The following is a 19,370-nucleotide window of genomic DNA, read 5'->3' as shown; positions in this document are numbered from 1 at the left end:
TCCACCTCAATCACCGGACGGGCTGAGCGATTGCTGTACTGGAGACTCCAGTGCGGCCGCTGCGGCCCAAGCCAAACCAGCCCCTCCGGCGTTGAGAGCGGGGTCCGGGGCCGAAAGAGCCCCCGTTACGTGCCCCGGCCCCCTACCAGAGCACCGGCAGCCGCTCCGGCAGCCGCTTGATGAAGCCCGTACGCCACACCAGTTGTTCCGCCGGGACCGCGAGCCCCAGCCTCGGCATCCGGTCCACCAGCGCGGCCAGCGCCGTCTCCGCGTGCGCGCGGCCCAGCGCCGACGCCGGACAGAAGTGCTTGCCGCCGCCGAAGGCGAGATGCGGGTTGTGTTCGCGGTTCAGGTTCAGGATTTCGGGGTCCTCGAAGACCTCCGGGTCGAAGTTGGCGCCTTCGACGAGGACAAGGACCAGTTCGCCCTTGCGGACGAGCACGTCACCGAGCTGTACGTCGGTGAGGGCCAGGCGGGGCAGACCGTCGCCGATCGACAGGTTCCAGCGCAGCAGCTCGTCGACGGCGCGGCCCATCCGGTCCGGGTGGTCGCGCAGATAACCGATCAGCTCCGGCCGTTGCAGCAGCGCGAGCACGGCGAGCACCAGGAACGCGGACGTGGAGAGCGCGCCGGCGCCGAACAGCGAGGCGGCGACGGTGGCGAGCATCTCGTCCGTCAGATGCGAGGACCCCGCGTCCTCCCGCAGCGCGGCCAGCTCTCCCAGCAGGCCCGAGCGTTCGGACGCGGGAGCGTTCAGCCGCTCCACCATGTAGCCGACGTCCTTGTACCAGTTGAGCTGCGAGCCCTCGAAGGGCTGCGCGCTGGTCATGAACGCGATGTCCAGGCTCGACATCAGCCGGGGCCAGTCCTCGAACGGCACCCCGAGAACCTTGCAGTGCAGGGCTGCCGAAAAGGGGTCGGCGAACCCTGCTCGAAGGTCCACCGGCGGGCCCCAGGCCATCAGGTCGTCGATGAGCCGGTCAGCCGTGATGCGCAGCCAGCCGTGCAGCCCGCTGCCCGTACGGGGGTTGAGTGCCTTCATCACCGCGCCGCGCAGGCGGGCGCCGTCGATGTGCCCCATGTTGTTGACGACCTCGGGCGGGATGGTCGGCGCGTACTGCTTCGGCACGCCGGGAGCGGCCGTCTCCCTGAGGCTGAACCGCTCGTCCTCCAGCACCTTTTTGGCCAGCGGATAACTGCTCACCAGCCAGGCGCTGTCCCCGGTGAGCGTGCGTACCCGGGCCACCGGCTGCTGCTCGCGAAGCCAGGAACACTCTTCGGGAAGTACGTCGCCCCGCCGCGAGAGAGGAAAATCAAGCAGCTTGTCGGTCATCGTCCGCAGTCCTTCCGTAGGCTTCGGGTTTTTCGACGGCGTATGCCTGATCGCGCGCGGCGCGCAGACGCTTGAATTCCCTGGCGTCACTGTGGGCATGGCTGCCCTCGGAACAGATGACGCGGCATCGGGGGGTATAGGGCTGAAACGTGAATGCGTCAGTCGTGAGGTCCACTGAAGAACGCCCTTGGTGCCGCTAGTCCCGGGGAGCCCTGTGCTCCTGGTGTGGCGGCGACGCCATGAAGTTATCGCCCGGCGGCAGAGAGTGACGAAGTGGCCCCTGGTATTGGCCGGAACTGTGCACTCCGGGGCGGAAAATGCACTGTTCCCGCGCGGAAAAGGTTTTACGGAGAAGTACTTCCCTCCGGGCGCCTGCCGGGGCCGGTGGCCGGGCCGATAATCTGTGCGGGTTCTGATCAGTACCAGAAGGGGTGGATCCAGTGGCGGACATCGAGTCGGCGCGCAAGGCTTTCGAGCGGTACGACATCAACGGGGACGGGACGATCTCGGCGGTCGAGTACAAGAGCGTCATGGCGCAGCTCGGTGACCCCTACGTCACCGAGACGGTGGCCCAGGCCGTGATCAACTCCCACGACAGCAACGGTGACGGCAAGCTCACCTTCGACGAGTTCTGGGCGTCCCAGAACAAGGGCTGACCGCCGTACGGTACGGGCCCGGAATCCACTCAGGCCGTGGAATCCGGGCCCGTACGCGCATCCGTGCCGGTGCTCATGCCGGTGCCCATGTCCGCGAGCTCCGCCCGCGCCGCTTCGAGCCAGCCGACCCAGAAGTTCTCCAGGTCGATCCCCGCGCGCAGGACGAGATGCCGCAGCCGGTCGCCCTCGCTGTCCCTGTCGTCGCCGAAGTCCCGCTCCTCGATCGCGCGGTACTCCGCCAACTGCGCCCGGTGAAGCCCCAGATGGCGTCGCACCTCCGCCTCCAGGCCCTGCGTACCCACGACTCCTGCCGCGCGCAGGCGCAGCAGGAGTGCGTCACGGATGGGCTTCGGATCCTCGATCTTCGCCACCCATGCGGCCAGTTCGCCCCGGCCGGCCGGCAGGACCTCGTACTCCTTCTTCTGTCCCCGCGTCGGCTGCCGCGGCCCGGGCAGGGCCCGGATCGCGCCGGACTCCTCCAGCTTGCCCAGCTCGCGGTAGATCTGCTGGTGCGTGGCGGACCAGAAGTAGCCGATGGACTTGTCGAACCTGCGGGTCAGCTCCAGCCCGGACGACGGCTTTTCGAGCAGTGCGGTGAGGATGGCGTACGGGAGGGACATGAGCGCATCCTAGGCAGGTCCACGTCACAGGGTGGCCGCGAGTTCCGTTCCCTGCCGGATCGCGCGCTTGGCGTCCAGTTCGGCCGCGACGTCCGCGCCGCCGATGAGGTGAACGGGCAGTCCGGCGGCGAGCAGGGTGTCGTACAGCTCGCGGCGCGGCTCCTGTCCGGTGCACAGCACGACCGTGTCGACGGGTATGAGCCGCTGCTCGCCGTCGACCGTCAGGTGCAGTCCTTGGTCGTCGATGCGGTCGTACGTCGCGCCCGCGACCATCGTGACGCCGCGGTGCTTGAGCTCGGTGCGGTGGATCCAGCCGGTGGTCTTGCCGAGTCCGGCGCCGACCTTGGTGGCCTTGCGCTGGATGAGGTGGACGGTGCGGGTCTGCGGGGCGCGGACCGGGGCCTGGAGGCCGCCGCGTGAGCCGTACTCCATGTCGACGCCCCACTGGGCGAAGAAGACCTCGGGGCTGAGGCTCGCCGCGTCGTCCGCGTCCGTGGACGTGTCGGTGAGGAATTCGGCCACGTCGAAGCCGATGCCGCCCGCGCCGATGACCGCGACGCGGTCGCCCGCCTTCGCGTCGTCGCGCAGGAGGTCGAGGTAGCTGATGACGCTGGGGTGGTCGATGCCCTCGATCTGCGGGACGCGCGGGGTGACGCCGGTGGCGAGGACGATCTCGTCGAAGCCGGCGGCGGTGAGGGATTCGGCGGTGGCGCGGGTGCCGAGGCGGAGCTCGACGCCGAGCTCGTCGAGCCGGCTGCGGAAGTACCGCAGCGTCTCGTTGAACTCCTCCTTGCCAGGCACCTTGCGCGCGATGTTGAGCTGGCCGCCGATCACGTCGGAGGCGTCGTACAGCGTCACGGCGTGGCCGCGCTCGGCCGCCGTCACCGCGCAGGCGAGCCCGGCGGGCCCGGCGCCGACGACGGCGACGCGCTTGGCGCGGCGGGTGGGGGACAGGACCAGCTCGGTCTCGTGGCAGGCGCGGGGGTTGACCAGGCAGGAGGTGATGAGCCCGCTGAAGGTGTGGTCGAGGCAGGCCTGGTTGCAGCCGATGCAGGTGTTGATGGCGTCGGAGCGGCCGGCCTTGGCCTTGGCGACGAAGTCGGGGTCGGCGAGGAAGGGGCGGGCGAGCGACACCATGTCGGCGCAGCCGTCGGCGAGCAGCTCCTCGGCCTTCTCGGGGGTGTTGATGCGGTTGGTCGTCACCAGCGGGATCTTCACCGAGCCCATGACCCGCTTCGTCACCCAGGCGTACGCGCCGCGCGGCACGGAGGTCGCGATGGTGGGGATGCGGGCCTCGTGCCAGCCGATGCCGGTGTTGATGATGGTCGCGCCGGCCGCCTCGACCGCGCGGGCGAGCGTGATGACCTCGTCGAGGGAGGAACCGCCGGGGACGAGGTCGAGCATCGACAGCCGGTAGATGAGGATGAAGTCCGGGCCGACGTGCTCGCGCACCCGGCGGACGATCTCCACGGGGAAGCGCATGCGGTTCTCGTACGAGCCGCCCCACCGGTCGTCGCGGTGGTTGGTGTGCGCGGCGATGAACTCGTTGATCAGGTAGCCCTCGGACCCCATGATCTCCACGCCGTCGTAACCCGCCGCCTTGGCGAGGCCCGCCGCACGGACGAAGTCCTCGATGGTCTCCTCGACCTCGGCGTCGGTCAGGGCGTTCGGCGTGTACGGGCTGATGGGGGCCTGGATCGCGCTGGGGGCGACGAGGTCGGGGTGGTAGGCGTACCGCCCGAAGTGCAGGATCTGCATCGCGATCCTGCCGCCCTCGCGGTGCACGGCGTCCGTCACCTGCCGGTGCTGCGCCGCCTCCTCGGGCGTGGTCAGCTTGGCGCCGCCGGGATAGGGGCGGCCGCGGTCATTGGGGGCGATGCCACCGGTGACCATGAGGCCGACGCCGCCGCGGGCGCGGGTCGCGTAGAACTCGGCCATCCGCTCGAAGCCGCGCTCGGCCTCTTCGAGTCCGACGTGCATGGAACCCATCAGCACGCGGTTGGGCAGGGTCGTGAAGCCCAGGTCGAGGGGGCTCAGCAGGTGCGGGTACGCAGTCGTCGGACTCATGCCGCAATGTGTAGTCGACGCGGGGAGGGTTGTGCAACAAGTTGCATAAAGAATGCCCGTGTTAGTTCGACGACACTCGCGCGCTGCGTCACGTCACCCAGGAACGTACCGACTGGTCGGACTGGTGGGAAGGTGCCGCGCACGGCGAACCGGGCTGTCCGGGCCGGACGCGCCGGCGCGGACAGCCCCGAGGTGGCGTATCAGATGTTGACGCCGAAGTCCGTCGCGATACCGCGCAGGCCCGAGGCGTACCCCTGGCCGACGGCGCGGAACTTCCACTCCGCGCCGTTGCGGTACAGCTCGCCGAAGACCATGGCGGTCTCGGTCGAGGCGTCCTCGGAGAGGTCGTAACGGGCGAGCTCGTTGTTGTCCGCCTGGTTGACGACCCGGATGAAGGCGTTGCGGACCTGGCCGAAGCTCTGGCCGCGGCTCTCGCCCTCGTGGATCGACACCGGGAAGACGATCTTGTCGACCTCGGCGGGCACCGTGGAGAGGCCCACCTTGATCTGCTCGTCGTCGCCCTCGCCCTCACCGGTGAGGTTGTCACCGGTGTGCTCGACCGAGCCGTCGGGGCTCTTGAGGTTGTTGAAGAAGACGAAGTGCTGGTCCGACACGACCTTGTTGTTGACATCGAGCAGCAGGGCGCTGGCATCGAGGTCGAAGTCGGTCCCGGTCGTGCTGCGTACGTCCCAGCCCAGGCCCACCGTGACAGCGGTCAGGCCGGGGGCCTCCTTGGAGAGCGAGACATTGCCGCCCTTGGAGAGACTGACACCCATGAAGATCCCTGCTCAATCCGGCGCGGGCCGCGCCCTTTGACGATCTCTTTGCCCAACCCGCCAACGCTTGCGCGGCCCGCTCAGTTCCCGTCGATCGCCCTCAGTCCTCCGAATGGCGGTCTTCGCCGCGGTGTGCGGCGCGGTGCGGGCGGTCTCAGCTGACCGGAATGACGAACTCCGGGCGGTCCCACATCACCGCGGGCGGGTTGGCGGGCTCGGTTCCGGTCCGCTCGCCGCCCACGCTGAGGTAGAAACCCTCGGCGGGCGGGTGCGAGACCACCCGTACGCCGGAGATCCCCGCGGCGCGCGCCTCGCCGCGCATGTGCGCGACGAGCAGGCGGCCGATGCCCAGGCCCTGGGCGGAGTCGGCCACGAACATCAGGTCGAGCTCCGGCGGGTCCAGCACGAGAGCGTAGAAGCCGAGCAGTCGGTCGTCGTCCGGGCCGACGGCCACGAACACCCGGTGCGTCTCGATGTAGTCGGGCCCCACCCGGTATCCGGCCACCATCGCGGCGTACGGGCCCTCGTAGGCGCGGGAGGTCCGCACGAGCCGCGTGAGCCGCTTCGCGTCCCGTGGGGTCGCCCGTCGGACGCTTGTAATGCGTGAGGCCATACGGAGAGTATTACTCACCCCTCGCCTCGAAGGCGACAGCCGTCCGGCCCCGCACCCCGCTGTTCATGCGACGGATCCGGCGGCCAGTCCTCCTTGTCACCGGTACGACCGTCGCCGCCGCCATGCTCCTTGCGCGATCGGCCCCGAACCGGACGGAGAACGGCACCTCATGCGCCTCATGCGTCTCATGAACACCGCAGCCACAGCCACCGCCCCGACGCCCGCCAGCTCGTACGTCACCTCCATCGCGGACTCCGAGGACCAGATCCGGGCGGCGCAGCGGCTGCGGTACCGGGTCTTCGGCGAGGAGATGGGCGCGACCCTGGACTCGCCCCTGCCCGGGCACGACATCGACCCGTACGACGACCTCGTGGACCACCTGATCGTCACCGAGAGCACGACCGGCGAGGTGGTCGGCACCTACCGGCTCCTGCCGCCCGGACGGGCCGCACGGTCCTACTCCGACAGCGAGTTCGACCTGCGGGCCCTCGACGGCCTGCGCCCGGCCATGATCGAGGCGGGCCGCTCCTGCGTACATCCGGACCACCGCTCGGGCGCGGTGATCAACCTGATGTGGTCCGCGCTCGCCCGCTACGTCCTGCTCTCCGGCCACCGCTACCTGGCCGGCTGCGCCTCCGTACCCCTGTCGGACGGCGGCACGGCCGCGGCCGGCGCCTGGCTGCTCGGCACGGCGAAGCACTCCTCGCCGCCCGAACTGCGCGTCCACCCGCGCCGCCCCTGGAGGCCCGACGCACTGCCGGCCAAGCAGCCCGGTTACGCCGACCTTCCGCCGCTGCTGCGCGGCTACTTCAGGCTCGGCGCGTGGATGTGCGGGGCGCCCACCCACGACCCCGAGTTCGACGTCGCCGACTTCTTCGTCCTGCTGGACATGGACCGGCTCGGGGACCGCTACCGCCGCTACTTCCTGGGCGAAACCCCGTGAACCCGGTGAGCGGGAGCCCCTGGGCCGTGGACGCCGGGTGCGCTCCCGACTGCGCGGCCCATGCGGCCCCCCGGGTCCCGATGGCGGAGTCGGTACGCCGATGCGCTGCCCTGGCGTACGCGATCACCAGGGGCGCGGCCCGTGGTGATCGGCTCGCCGAACCGGGCACGCTGCGCGGCCAGGCCAGGAGCATCCTCGCAGCTCTGGGAATCCGCCTGGAGGCCGGCCGGGAACCGCTGACGGTGCCCGGCGGCGGTACGGGCACCCTGATTGTGGCCAACCACATCTCCTGGCTCGACGTCGTCGCCGTACTCGCCGTGGAGCCCGTGACCCTCCTCGCGAAGCGGGAGATCGGCCAGTGGCCGGTCATCGGCACCCTCGCCAGGCGCGTGGGCACACGCTTCATCGACCGGGAGGGACTGCGCGAACTCCCCTCCTCCGTTGCCGACTTGGCGTCCACGCTGCGCTCCGGACGTTCCGTACTGGCCTTCCCCCAGGCCACCACCTGGTGCTCCGCACCCGGCGGCCGGTTCCGGCGGGCGACGTTCCAGGCGGCGCTCGATGCGGGGGCGCCGGTCCGGCCGGTGACGATCGCGTACGAGCAACTGGGCGCCCCCAGCACGGTGGCCGCGTTCCTCGGCGACGAGGACTTCGTCACCTCACTGCGCCGGGTGGCCGGCGCGTCAGCTCTGACCGTACGGATCACCGCCCACCCACCGCTGCCGCTGACCGACCGGCGAGCCCTGGCCAACGAAGCCCGATCGGCCGTGGGCCGCGCGGACTCACCGCTGTACGCGGCCGCCCGCGTGTCCTCGGCCTGAGCCGGTCTGCCGCCCTGGGCCTCGGACCGAGGAGACGGCCGGGCCCCGCAGGGCCCGCCCGGCGCGGCGGGTGGGCCCTGCGGGGCTTGTCCCCTACTCGCTCTTTTCCGCAACTGGGGCGCTGCCCCGGACCCCGGTCCTCAATCGCCGGACGGGCTGGTTGTCCGAGCGGGGGCGGGTCCCGGACCGGGGCGTGTCCTGGGTCCGGGCAGCGCCCCGCCTGAGCCCGGCAGCACCCCCGGCAGGCGCTCGATGTGGGCGCGGCCCGTTGTACGACCCGGGCCGAACCCACCGGGATCACCCCGGCCGCCTCACCGCAGCCGTGCCCGCACCGCCTCTCGCGCCGTTTCGGTGTCGCGTTCCACGAGACGGACGACGAGCGTCTTGTGGCCGGTGCCGTACGCCGACGTCGCGAAACCGAACGACCAGTCGTCGACGCCTGTCGCCTGCCGCCACGCGGCCGGGTCCACGGGGGCGTTACGGTCGACGACCTGCCATTCGACCCGCGCGTCGGGCGTGACGCGGAAGGTCGTCCGTACGACCGCCGACGGCGTGCCGTCCCGTACCGCGCGGACGTACAGCACGTGCTCTCCGACGGCCAGCTTTCCGGCCGACGCCTGCCATATCCCGGCGGCCTCGTCGAGCTTCGCCGACAGCGGCGAGCCGAACGACTCGTCGTCGACCGACACCTGCACCCGCCGGGTTTCCGGCCGGCCGCCGACGCCGTCCGGGTCGTTCCCGAGGTCGGGGAAGGCGTACCGGCCGCCGGCGACGACCGTCTCGCCCGCCGCGACCGCTGAACCCTCCGAGGGCGCGGTGACCGTGACGCCGAACCCCAGTCCGGTCGGCGGCAGCGGCGCCGGTTCGACCGAGACCCTCGACGCGTGGCGGTCCTCGTAACCGAACTCGGTCAGCGCCGTGTTGTCCATCAGCAGCTGCACGGCCAGCTGCTCGCCCGTGAACGCGGGCCGCGCGGTCGTGAAGTCGATCGTGAACTTCACCCAGCACGGCGAGCCCGAGGCGCCGCACAGCACACTTCCCACCACCGGCTGGGTCGCGGCTTTTCCACGGCCGATCTCCCGGTCCGTAGCCATGAGCACCGCCGTGGGCGTCACCACGGCCGGCGCGCGGGTCCGCAGATACAGTTCGGCGCGCACCCGTGATCCGCTCGCCAACGGCTCGCCGAGTTCGTCCGTGGCCGGGTACGCCGACACGGGGAGGTACGGCGCCGCCGACGAAAGGGTGTCCCCGGCCGGGCAGCCGTCCGGGTCGCCCGCGCTGTCGGCGGCGTCCATGGTCCGCTCGCCGCCGCAGTCCGGCCGCTGGTGCAGGTAGTAGTGGAGTGCGTCGGCGGACAGCGGGCCGTCCGTCACTCGCGTTCCGCCGCTGCCCCGCTCGGCCAGCACCGTACGCAGCACTCCGAGCGAGCCGTCGAGCGTCGCCACGTCATCGAGCCCCACCGACACACCGGACGGCAGCGACGCAGGATCCGCTGTGCCGTCGCCGTCCCGGTCGTAACCGCCCCAGACGCTGTCCCGGATCGCCCGGTCGGCGGCGAAGAAGTCGTCCTCCACCGGCCGTTCCGGAAGAAGCGCACGGCCGAGCAGGACGTCCACCGCCCGGCGCCCGCTCTCGGGTGTCGCCGCGCCGTACCCCTCGAAGAGCACGTTCGCGGGCGTGTACGGCGCCCCCGCCGGCCAGGACGGCGACGGCAGATCGTCCTTGCCCAGCGGGAAGGCGTTCTTCAGCACGGCCTCGCGCAGCTCGCCGCGCGTGAGCCTGCCGTCGTCGAGGTAGACGCTGCCTTCCAACGCCGCGCCCTCGGCCACGACCTGGCCGGGCTTCTGGCCCGGTCTCGCGTCCCCAATGGCCTCACGTACCCGCTGAAGGGTCGTACCGAAGACGCCCGCCGTGTACGGCGTCGCCGCCGACGTCCCGCTGAACTGGTCCTGGCAGTACACCGCCGTATGACAGGCGGACGGCAGGCTGCCGATGCCCCACGACGACAGGTGTACGGGGATCCCGTCGCCGACGACCGCGCGCTGGTCGTTGCGGCGCAGCGCGCCGACGGTGATGTTCCAGTCCGGTCCGGTCTGGTCGGAGTGCCAGGTGCTGACCGGTACGTCGAAGGCGTTCCCGACGCCGTTTCCGGCGGCGAAGAGCACCGTCTGGCCCCGCTCGGCGGCCTTCTTCGTGGCCTCCTCGCCGCTCAGGACCGGGCCGACGGGCGCGCCACCGACGTAACCGAACGAGTGCGAAGTGATGTCGATCCACGGGTACTTCACCGCGACCGTCTCGTCCAGCCCCTCCACCATGACGAGCAGGCAGGACGGGCAGTAGCCGTACCGGTTGCCGGCCGAGACCGACGCCGAGCCCGTACCGTGCCCGTGGTCGTCGAGGACCGGGTGGGCGCCGTCCATGCTCGACGAGTACGCGCCGATGATCTTCGTGCCGGGGATCCAGTGGAGCGTGCCGCCCGTCGTCCGCTCGGGCGTCCAGAGGTCCTTGTCCTCCTCGGGCAGGTAGCCCTTGCCGAGGGTGACGGGGATCGCCGGTGCGGCGGCCGGATAGCCGGGGACGTACTCCGACGGGTGGCGGGTGAAGTTCTTCGTCAGGGCGAGGACGTCGGGGTCCGGGTACGTCCGCGCGGAGAACTCCAGGTGGTACGGGTTGATCCCGGTGTCGGCGATCCCGATCACCGTGACGGGCGGTCCGGCGGCGAGCCGGTCCGCCGTACCCACGAGCACCGAGGTCGTCTCCCGCCGCTCCAGGCCGTGGGCGTTGGTCGCCTTGAGCGTGACCAGGTGCCGGCCCTCGGGGAGCGAAGGCGTGACGGCAGTACCGTCACCGTCGTCGAACCGCCCGTCGCCGTCCAGGTCCCAGGCCGCCTGTACGGGGTCGGCGCCCCCCGAGACCGAGCCGCTGAGCCGCTGCTCAGCTCCCGACTCGAACTCGAACGGACCACCCGCCTTCACGACCGGCCGCGGATCGGCCGGCCGCGTACGCGCCACCACCTCGGCCGTCACCTCGTCCGTCACCGTGGCCCACTTGACCGCGACGACCTTCCAGGTCCCGGCCACCGGCGAGGAGACCGACGTACGCTCCGGATGCTCACCCGACTCCGACTGCGCCACGACCTCGCCGGACGGATCGGCCACCCGCAGGTCGTAGTCCTGGGCCGTCGTCTTCCACGACAGGGTGACGTCGAAGGACTTCACCCCGGCCGGTACGGCGAAGGGGAACTCCACGGCCGTCCCGGCGGGGAAGACGCCCGGTGTCGGGTCGGTCTTTGTCTCCTGGAGCAGCCGGTCCGAAGTCTCCTCGACCACGACGACCTTGACGTCGTCGCTCACCGTGGTGCCGCGCGCGTCGGTGACGGCCAGCCGCAGCTCGTACGTCGCCGGGGCGAGGCTGGCGGTGTCGAACTCGGCGCTCGCCGAGTCCGCGCCGACGACCTTGCCCCGCACCGCCGACCAGGCCCAGGTGTACGGCGCCGTACCGCCGTGCGCCGCGCCGAGCAGCACGGCCTTGTCGCCGGAGGCGACGAAGGCGCTGTCACCGGCGTCGGCCACCAGCGGCGCGGGCTCGGCCGGTGGCTCACCGGGCGCGCCCGGTCTCGCCGTACCGGTGGCCGTCACATCGCCGCTGAGCGCCTTCGGCACCTTGCCGTCGACGACTTCCTGGCCGCCGACGGTGCTGATCGCGACGTCGGCGGTACTTGTCGTGGCCGAGCTGGGGCTCGCCGAGAGGGGAGCGAGGAGAAGAAGCGAGACGACGACGGATGCGAGCCGTGCGGTCCGTGCGGTCCGTGCCGTCCGTACGCGGGCGGCCGTCATCCGGTCGTCCACTTCTGCGCGCAGAGGCCGAGGTCCGCCTTGACCTGCTGGTTCCGGTCCACGACCACCGGCAGCTGCTGGAGGACCCTGCCGTTCTTCTCGCAGGACAGCGTCCAGTTCTCGATGAGGCCTCCCGCCGTCCGCTCCGTGGCGTCGAACAGCGCGGCGGTCATCGTCCATGAGGGCGCGACCGACGCCCAGTTCTCCACCCGCAGTACGTACGTCCCCTGTTCCGGGTTCTCCAGGAACACCCGCTCCTTCACTCCGACACTGCCGGCCGAGCTGCCGGCCTCGGTGAGCGTCCCGTCGGCGTTCTTGCGGAACACGCGCAGGTCGAGGTCGTCGGGCGTCGGCCAGTCCAGCTTCACCTCGAAGACGTCGGCCGCCCGGTCGACGGTGAACTCCTTGTCCGTCGGCATGGCCGGCAGCGTCGTACCGGTGAACGTCTCCCGCTTCAGCGGCTCGGAGGAAATCACCTTGATCTGCTTGGCCTTGACCACCGGGCGGGTCGACGGGTTCACGTGCCAGCTGTACTTGCCGCCCGCCCCGACCAGCATCGTGGTGTCGAGCGTGTCCTTGATCGCACCCGACCACGTCGGCGTCGCGAAGGTCTTCTTCATCCGCAGCGTGGCGCCGGCGGGCGCCTTGCCCGCGATGACGGAGTGCGTACGCGCGTCGACCGCGTGCTCCAGCGCGATGAGGTACGCCTCCCGGTTGCCCTTCCCCGCGAACTCACCGGCGCCGAGGTACTCGTCGATCACATTCGGGAACGGCGGGTGGAACTCGTCGGGGCCGATCTCGAAGGTGTAGCCGAAGCCGCCGGTCGCGTTGTACGACCAGTCCTCGGTCGACCCGGTGGTGTCGTACAGCTGCCAACTGTGCTGGCTGGTATAGCCGTTCTGCGCCGCCATCCGGTCGCCGAGGTCCTTCAGGGCCGCCTCGTCGGGCGGATCGCCGATGGGCTGCCCGTCGGGTCCGATGGTGTCGGGGGCGACGCCGTTCGGGCGCAGCACCAGGTTGGAGAAGGTGTGGTTGGTGATGAGCGCGGTCACCTGCCGCGTGCTCACCAGCTCGCGGATGTTCTGCGTCTCCGGCTCGGAGAACGGCCCGGCGCCCCGGTAGGTGGCCTGGACCGGCTCCGCGGCCGCGCCCGGACCGCCCCAGAAGCCGCCGTAGTTGCGGTTGGGGTCTACGCCCGCCCCGAAGCCGCCCGGACTGGACACCAGCGCGCACTCGCCCGCCACCGGTGCCTGGCCGTCGACGATGCGGCAGTTCTTGCGCTTGTACGCGTTGCCGGGCGTGGCCAGGATCGACGCCGTACCGCCGTCGTCGACCGACCGCAGATCGATCAACTGCCCGTCGTTGACCGACTTCTCGAAGCCGTCGACGTTGACCACGGGCACTACCACGACGCGGGCCTTCTTCAGCAGACCGGTGATCCTGTCATCGCTGCCGTAGTTCTTGACCAGGTCGTAGGCGAACTCGATGGCGTGCTCACCGGACGGCCATTCGCGGGCGTGGTGCAGACCCATCATGAGGAAGACGGGCCGGCCGTCCTCGGCGGCCCGCACGTTGTGCCCGATCTCCACGCCGTGGACCGTCTTGCCCTCAAGGCTCTTGTGGCTGAGGGCGAACTTCTTCACGAGGTCGGGCCGGATCGCGGCCAGCCGGCCGAGGTCGTCGTTGTAGTCGGCGAGTTTGCGGTACGTGTCCCGGCCTGACGGCAGCGGTGACTCCTGGGTGGCGGCGGCGTACGCCCGGTTCGCCGTGTTGATCTCGGACTCGCGCTCGGCCAGGTCGGGTATGCGTACGTTCCAGGTGAGGCCGGCGGCCCGCAGGGCTTCGGCGTCGGCGGCCCGGTGCAGTACCACCTCGACGTAGTCGTGGCCCGCGTGCTCGGTCATGTCGAGGCCGAGTCCGCTCAGCAGGGCCTTCGCGGCGCGGTTCGGCGTATCGACGGTCACGAGCTGGACCCGGAAGCCCTCGGCTGCTCCGGCGGCTCCGGCGGGCGGGGCGATGACGGTGGGAAGCAGGCCGAACGCGACGGCGGTGGCCGCGGCGGCGGTGAGCGTGGTGCGTCTGCGGGGAGGTCGGAACGAAGCGGTCACATGAACTCCTGCTAAGTGAAGCCCTGCCCCGGCGGCCTCGCGTCTCGTGGACGGCGGAGGAACCGAGCGCTGTCCGATCGGACAAGTAACGGGGACCGTAATCACGGGGTATGGCATGCACAAGACATGTAGCGGAATCTCCGCGTCCTGTCTCGCCGGCACGTTTGACCGACGCGTTTGCGGTGAGACGCAACAGCGTCCGATTCGTTCGACCGGCAGGACGTGAGTGCTGTGGCTGGGAAGAAGGGCGAGAAGCCCAAGGCGAAGACCGAGCAGGTCAAGGGCAAGGTCAAGGAAGCCACCGGACGGGCAGTGGGCGACGAGTCCATGGAAACCGAGGGCCGGGTGGAACAGGCCAAGGGTGACGCACGCCAGGCGAAGGAAAAGATCAAGGACACTTTCAAGCACTGAGGTGCGGGAAGAGCGGGATGCGTCCGGCCCGGTCAGGTGACGCCTGCCCGGGCCGGACGTCGAGGCACGACGGCTTTCCGGACGCATGACGCCTCTAGCGCGCCCTACCGCCCGTAGGCGTCCGTGTGACGCAGGGGGCCGACGTCGGCGTGCCGACCGGTGCGCAGGGCGGCGTGGCGCCGGCCGGGTCCGGGGCCGCTGCGGGCGGCGAGTGCGTCGGCGACGGCGACGGTGGCGAAGCCGTAGACGCTCTTGTGCAGCAGGTCCACCACCAGTTCGGTGCGGGGCCAGGTCAGGGGCGGGGCGCCGACGCCCGTGGCGTTCTCCAGGATCTGGTCGTTGGTGAGACGGATGACGGTGAACTGCGCCGAGGCCACCGGTCCGCGCAGGCCCGCGTGGGCCATCACCGAGCGCAGGACGCCGAGGAGGGCGGCCTGGCCGAAGTGCATGGCCCAGTTGACCGGCAGCGGCTGCTTGCCGGGGCGCTCGCGCATGCCGGTCAGGCGTTCCAGAACGCGTCCGGGAACGTGGGAGTCGGGTCGGCCGGTGATCGCTTGCTCGATTTTCTCGCCGAGCGTCATCACCACGCCTCCGGCGGCGCCTGCCACAAGGCCCTGCCACAATGCGCGCTTGATCATGTCCTGCCGCGTACCCCCTGCCGCTGCGTCCACCCACTCCACGCCCCGCGGTGCACCCCGTTGCCACCCCCGGCTCACCCGGACGCGCGCACCGGCAGGCTTGCGGCGGCTACTCACCCCGAACGCCCGCCGCGCGTTGTCACTCCAGACGTAGTACTCTGCTCGTAGTGGTTACCTCTGGTTGGAGTGGTGCAATGGTGCGCAAGAACATTGAGCGCAGGGCGGCCCTCGTGGATGCCGCTATTGAAGTGCTGGCCAGGGAAGGCGCCCGCGGCCTGACGTTCCGGTCGGTGGACGTCGAGGCCGCCGTGCCTCCGGGGACGGCGTCCAATTACTTCGCCAACCGCGACGACCTGCTCACCCAGGCGGGCTCCCGAGTCTACGAGCGGCTCCAGCCGGACGACGCGACGATCGCCCGGCACCGGGCGAGCGCACCGGACCGCGACACCTACGTGGTGCTGATGCGCGAACTCATCGCCCGTATCGGCGCGTTCCGGGCCGGCTATCTCGCCCTGCTCGAACTCCGGCTGGAAGCTACCCGCCGCCCCGAGCTGCGCGCGGTGCTGACCGAGAGAGTCCGTTCGGACATCGACGCCAACGTGGCCTACCACTTGGCCTCCGGCCTGCCCGGCGACGCGACCGCCGTTCGCCTGCTCTACCTGGCCTTCAACTGGCTCATCGTGGAACAGCTCACCCTGCCGGACGTCTTCTCCGAGGCCGAACGCGACGAAGTCGTCGCAGCCGCGGTCGAGCGCATCGTCACGCCGTAATACGCAGGACGGGCCGGCTCCTCAGCACTCGATGATGTTGACCGCCAGACCGCCGCGCGCCGTCTCCTTGTACTTCACCTTCATATCCGAGGTCGCGGATCTCGTCGAGCAGGCGCTTGACCGGCACGCCGGGGTCGTCGGCGCGGCGCCGACGTGGTCGCGGTAGGCGTCGACCTGGCAGGCGCGGTCTTGGGGCGGGCGGCGCAATCGGTTGGGCTCGGGAGCGCGTGCGCGTGCGTACCATCTGACGCCTGGACCGGGTCCTATGTCGTGACGTGTCGTCGGCCTCGGTAGGGGGAGGGCGCGTGGAGTGGGATTGCCCGGACAGGTTGTGGGAGATCGCGGAGCCGCTGATCCCGTGCTACCCGTCAGGGACTGATCAAAGCCGTCCTGCAGCGCGGTCAACCGCTTCGGTGCCTACCTGAGGCCTCATCGAGCCCTTCACCTCCCAGGCACACCACGCTCTGGCGCAGAATCCAGGACCTCGGGACGGGCTGCAACATCCACTGATGGGCCAGTCGGCTGACGCCCGGCGGAAAGACGGATCCCCCTTCGAACCTGTAGCCGCCGCGGAACAATCCACGCGAGGACTGCGATTGGCGGCCACAGTGCCCACTTCCGGGTGACCCCCCGGTCCGGCTTCGCCGGCACCGCGTCGTGCGTGCTTGAGCATCACCAGCAGGTCCGGTCTCGTCCTGGCCGTGAAGCCGACGGTCACCGGGAGCCTGCCGATGCACATCTTGCTCGTCGCGAGCGCGTTCAACAGCCTGACGCAACGGGCTCACGCGGAACTGCGTGACCACGGGCACAGCGTGACCGTGGAGCTGGCCCTCGAGGGCGTACCCCTGTGGGACGCCGTCTCCCGTCACCGGCCCGATCTCGTCGTGGCGCCCATGTTGAAGAGTGCCATCCCGCCAAAGGTATGGGAGGCGTACACGTGCCTCATCGTTCACCCGGGCCCCGTCGGTGACCGCGGACCGTCCTCCCTCGATTGGGCGATCCACGAGAAGGTGAGCCGGTGGGGAGTGACCGTCCTGCAGGCCAACGCCGAAATGGACGCAGGGGACGTCTGGGCGTCGGTCGCCTGCCCGGTGCCGCCCGTGGGCAAGAGCGACCTGTACCGCAACGAGGTCTCCGACGCCGCGCTGGCCGCGATCCTCCTGGCCGTCGAGCGCTTCGCCTCGGGTACGTTCTCTCCTCAGCCTCAGCCTCAGCCTCAAACCGGCGGAGGCGAAGAGGGCGTCGCGCGCAGTCGGGCCTACTTCGATCAGGGGCTGCGCCGCATCCGCTGGGAGTCGGACGCGACCGAGACCGTGGTCCGCAAACTGCGCGCGGCCGACTCGTTCCCCGGCGTGCTGGACGAACTGCTGGGCGGGGAGTGGTACCTGCACGGCGGTCACCCGGAGGACGGCCTTCGCGGCCGCCCGGGGGAGCTGCTGGCCACCAGGTCAGGGGCGATCTGCCGGGCGACCGCCGATGGCGCCGTGTGGATCCCGGAGCTGCGGCCGCGGCGCGTACCCGGCGGACCGGCCACGTTCAAGCTCCCCGCCGTTCTGGCTCTGGGCGACAGCCTGCCCAGGCTGCGCGAACACCCCGCACCGCCGGACGCCCGGGCCTCCCTCCGAACCTGGGCCGACATCCGCTACCGGGAGGACGGCCCTGTCGGCTTCCTCTCCTTCTCCTTCCCGAGCGGCGCCATGAGCACCTCGCACTGCCGCCGTCTGCTGCGCGCCTACAGGATGGCCACCTCTCGCCCCACGTCCGTGCTGGTGCTCGGGGGTGGCCGGGACTTCTTCTCCAACGGGATCCACCTGAACGTGATCGAGGCGGCCGAGGACCCCGGCGCGGAGTCCTGGGCCAACATCAACGCCATGGACGACCTGGTGGAGGCCGTTCTGACGACCACCGACCGACTGGTGGTGTCCGCCGTGGGCGGCAATGCGGCCGCGGGCGGGGTGATGCTGGCCCTAACCGCGGACGAGGTGTGGTGCAGGACGGGCGCGGTGCTGAACCCGCACTACCGCCTGATGGGCCTGTACGGCTCCGAGTACTGGACTTACACGCTGCCCGGACGGGTGGGCCCCGCGGTGGCCGACAGGCTCATGCGGGAAGCCCTCCCGGTGAGCGCCGCAGCCGGACTGGAGCTCGGCCTGGTGGATCGTACGGTCGAATGCGGGCCACAGGACTTCGTCGCCGAGACCGGTCGCCTGGCCGCGCGGCTCGCGTCCTCATCAGCGACGCAGGCGCGGATCGCGGCCAAGAAGGCCGAACGGGAGCGGCGCGAGGCGGCCAAGCCGCTGGCCTCCTACCGGGAGGAGGAACTGGCCCACATGCTCCGTACCTTCTCGGACCCGGAGGCCCCCTACCACGCGCTGCGCAAGGCCTTCGTGCGCAAGCACCCCGCGGCCCGGACACCACCACACATCGGGGTGGCCCTCCCCGGGAGGAGGGTGGCGCCCCAGGCGTCCTCACGCTGAGGCGGCGCCGGATCCGCCCCCTGTGCTGTCGCGGGGTGACCGGCTGCCTGCTATCAAGAAATGCGAAGGGAATATGAACCGCTTCGTCGTATTCCTCCCCTAGGAGGCTTGGTCCATGGATGCAGCAACGCCGACCCCGGCCCCGTCCGAGACCGTCCCCGGCACACCCGAGGCGGACGAGTCCCCGATCCACATCCTCTGGATCAACGCGGGGCTGAGTTGCGATGGCGATTCGGTAGCCCTGACGGCCGCGATGCAGCCGAGCATCGAGGAGATCGTGCTCGGCGTGCTGCCCGGCCTGCCGAAGATCGCGGTCCACTGGCCTCTGATCGACTTCGAGTGCGGACCGGTGGGTGGGGCGGACACGTTCATCGAGTGGTTCTTCAAAGGCGAGCGCGGTGAGATCGACCCGTTCGTGCTGGTCGTCGAGGGATCCATTCCCAATGAGTCGATCAAGCGGGAGGGGTACTGGTGCGGGTTCGGGGACAACCCGGAGACCGGCCAGCCGATCACGACCAGTGAGTGGATCGACCGCCTGGCGCCCAAGGCGTTGGCGGTCGTCGCCATCGGAACGTGTGCCACGTACGGCGGCATCCACGCGATGGCCGGCAACCCGACCGGTGCCATGGGAGTACCCGACTACCTGGGCTGGGACTGGAAGTCGAAGGCCGGCATCCCGATCGTGTGCGTACCGGGCTGCCCGATCCAGCCCGACAACTTCTCCGAGACCCTCACTTACCTGCTCTACCAGGCCGCGGGATCCGCCCCGATGATTCCGCTGGACGACAAGCTGCGTCCGACGTGGCTGTTCGGGGCCACGGTGCACGAAGGGTGCGACCGGGCCGGCTACTACGAGCAGGGCCAGTTCGCCACCACGTACGACTCGCCCAAGTGCCTCGTCAAGCTCGGCTGTTGGGGGCCCGTCGTCAAGTGCAACGTGCCTAAGCGCGGGTGGATGAACGGCATCGGCGGCTGCCCGAACGTCGGCGGTATCTGCATCGCCTGCACCATGCCGGGTTTCCCCGACAAGTTCATGCCGTTCATGGACGAGCCGCCCGGCGGCAAGGTTTCCAGCGCGGCCAGCGGTGCGTACGGGGCCGTCGTCCGCAAACTCCGCTCCATCACGGCCAAGACCGTGGACAAGGAGCCGAAGTGGCGTCACACGGGAGACGAGCTGACGACCGGCTACCGGCCGCCCTGGTGACCGGCCCCCGGACGCGCGAAGCGCACAGCACCACCCCGGCCGCCACCTCGGCCGCGGACCCGGCCGGCCCCCGGCTGATCGTCCCGTCCTGATCCGA

Annotated in this window: 16 protein-coding genes; 8 read left to right on the top strand and 8 right to left on the bottom strand. The window is 70.5% G+C overall.

The window, feature by feature from the left end; genetic code table 11:
* Window positions 1-142: 142 nt before the first annotated feature.
* Window positions 143-1,333 (bottom strand): cytochrome P450, encoded by a 1,191-nt coding sequence (locus tag J7E91_RS01860; protein WP_214898507.1) that lies wholly within the window; start codon window positions 1,331-1,333, stop codon window positions 143-145.
* Between the two features lie 440 nt (window positions 1,334-1,773).
* Between J7E91_RS01860 and J7E91_RS01855 the strand changes: the two genes are divergently transcribed.
* Window positions 1,774-1,989 (top strand): EF-hand domain-containing protein, encoded by a 216-nt coding sequence (locus J7E91_RS01855; protein ID WP_028813826.1) that lies wholly within the window; start codon window positions 1,774-1,776, stop codon window positions 1,987-1,989.
* Window positions 1,990-2,018: 29 nt separating this feature from the next.
* Here the strand turns inward: J7E91_RS01855 and J7E91_RS01850 are convergent, their stop codons facing one another.
* The 4 genes from J7E91_RS01850 to J7E91_RS01835 form a co-directional block, all read right to left on the bottom strand.
* The gene (locus J7E91_RS01850) at window positions 2,019-2,609 is read right to left on the bottom strand and encodes a PadR family transcriptional regulator (protein WP_214898504.1); all 591 of its coding nucleotides are present in this window, start codon (window positions 2,607-2,609) and stop codon (window positions 2,019-2,021) included.
* 24 nt (window positions 2,610-2,633) lie between these two features.
* Window positions 2,634-4,676: an NADPH-dependent 2,4-dienoyl-CoA reductase gene (locus J7E91_RS01845; protein WP_214898502.1), complete on the bottom strand. Its 2,043-nt coding sequence runs from the start codon at window positions 4,674-4,676 to the stop codon at window positions 2,634-2,636.
* A 200-nt stretch (window positions 4,677-4,876) separates the two neighbouring features.
* Window positions 4,877-5,452 carry a TerD family protein gene (locus tag J7E91_RS01840; protein WP_214898500.1) on the bottom strand — a complete coding sequence of 192 codons (576 nt, stop codon included), beginning with the start codon at window positions 5,450-5,452 and terminating at the stop codon, window positions 4,877-4,879.
* 154 nt (window positions 5,453-5,606) lie between these two features.
* Window positions 5,607-6,065: a GNAT family N-acetyltransferase gene (locus J7E91_RS01835; RefSeq protein WP_214898498.1), complete on the bottom strand. Its 459-nt coding sequence runs from the start codon at window positions 6,063-6,065 to the stop codon at window positions 5,607-5,609.
* A gap of 187 nt (window positions 6,066-6,252) precedes the next feature.
* On the opposite strand from J7E91_RS01835, the gene J7E91_RS01830 reads away from it, so the two are divergent.
* On the top strand, window positions 6,253-7,008 hold the full coding sequence (locus tag J7E91_RS01830) for a GNAT family N-acetyltransferase (RefSeq protein WP_214898496.1): 756 nt from the start codon (window positions 6,253-6,255) through the stop codon (window positions 7,006-7,008).
* Between the two features lie 5 nt (window positions 7,009-7,013).
* Window positions 7,014-7,829 carry a lysophospholipid acyltransferase family protein gene (locus J7E91_RS01825; protein ID WP_308375923.1) on the top strand — a complete coding sequence of 272 codons (816 nt, stop codon included), beginning with the start codon at window positions 7,014-7,016 and terminating at the stop codon, window positions 7,827-7,829.
* Window positions 7,830-8,140: 311 nt separating this feature from the next.
* On the opposite strand, the gene J7E91_RS01820 is transcribed toward J7E91_RS01825, so the two are convergent.
* Window positions 8,141-11,665 (bottom strand): S8/S53 family peptidase, encoded by a 3,525-nt coding sequence (locus J7E91_RS01820; RefSeq protein ID WP_214898494.1) that lies wholly within the window; start codon window positions 11,663-11,665, stop codon window positions 8,141-8,143.
* Window positions 11,662-13,773 carry a M14 family zinc carboxypeptidase gene (locus J7E91_RS01815; protein ID WP_308375922.1) on the bottom strand — a complete coding sequence of 704 codons (2,112 nt, stop codon included), beginning with the start codon at window positions 13,771-13,773 and terminating at the stop codon, window positions 11,662-11,664. The genes J7E91_RS01820 and J7E91_RS01815 overlap by 4 nt, the downstream gene beginning before the upstream one ends.
* Before the next feature lie 222 nt (window positions 13,774-13,995).
* Between J7E91_RS01815 and J7E91_RS01810 the strand changes: the two genes are divergently transcribed.
* Window positions 13,996-14,184: a CsbD family protein gene (locus tag J7E91_RS01810; protein WP_374224600.1), complete on the top strand. Its 189-nt coding sequence runs from the start codon at window positions 13,996-13,998 to the stop codon at window positions 14,182-14,184.
* Window positions 14,185-14,288: 104 nt separating this feature from the next.
* On the opposite strand, the gene J7E91_RS01805 is transcribed toward J7E91_RS01810, so the two are convergent.
* Complete coding sequence (locus J7E91_RS01805; RefSeq protein WP_214898490.1) at window positions 14,289-14,822, bottom strand: hypothetical protein; 534 nt, start codon at window positions 14,820-14,822, stop codon at window positions 14,289-14,291.
* Window positions 14,823-15,016: 194 nt separating this feature from the next.
* Between J7E91_RS01805 and J7E91_RS01800 the strand changes: the two genes are divergently transcribed.
* From J7E91_RS01800 to J7E91_RS01790, 4 genes are all read left to right on the top strand, one after another.
* On the top strand, window positions 15,017-15,592 hold the full coding sequence (locus tag J7E91_RS01800; RefSeq protein WP_214898488.1) for a TetR/AcrR family transcriptional regulator: 576 nt from the start codon (window positions 15,017-15,019) through the stop codon (window positions 15,590-15,592).
* Window positions 15,593-15,626: 34 nt separating this feature from the next.
* Window positions 15,627-15,758 (top strand): hypothetical protein, encoded by a 132-nt coding sequence (locus tag J7E91_RS36650; protein ID WP_285439017.1) that lies wholly within the window; start codon window positions 15,627-15,629, stop codon window positions 15,756-15,758.
* Window positions 15,759-16,323: 565 nt separating this feature from the next.
* Window positions 16,324-18,069 carry a hydrogenase maturation protein gene (locus J7E91_RS01795; RefSeq protein WP_214898559.1) on the top strand — a complete coding sequence of 582 codons (1,746 nt, stop codon included), beginning with the start codon at window positions 16,324-16,326 and terminating at the stop codon, window positions 18,067-18,069.
* A gap of 115 nt (window positions 18,070-18,184) precedes the next feature.
* Window positions 18,185-19,273 carry a hydrogenase expression protein HypE gene (locus J7E91_RS01790; protein WP_214898487.1) on the top strand — a complete coding sequence of 363 codons (1,089 nt, stop codon included), beginning with the start codon at window positions 18,185-18,187 and terminating at the stop codon, window positions 19,271-19,273.
* Window positions 19,274-19,370 lie beyond the last annotated feature (97 nt).

The organism is Streptomyces sp. ISL-99, assembly GCF_018614005.1.
Classification (GTDB): Bacteria; Actinomycetota; Actinomycetes; order Streptomycetales; family Streptomycetaceae; genus Streptomyces; species Streptomyces flavidovirens.
Note: the sequence above shows the minus strand (reverse complement) of the source record. Positions and strands in the feature narration are given on the sequence as shown.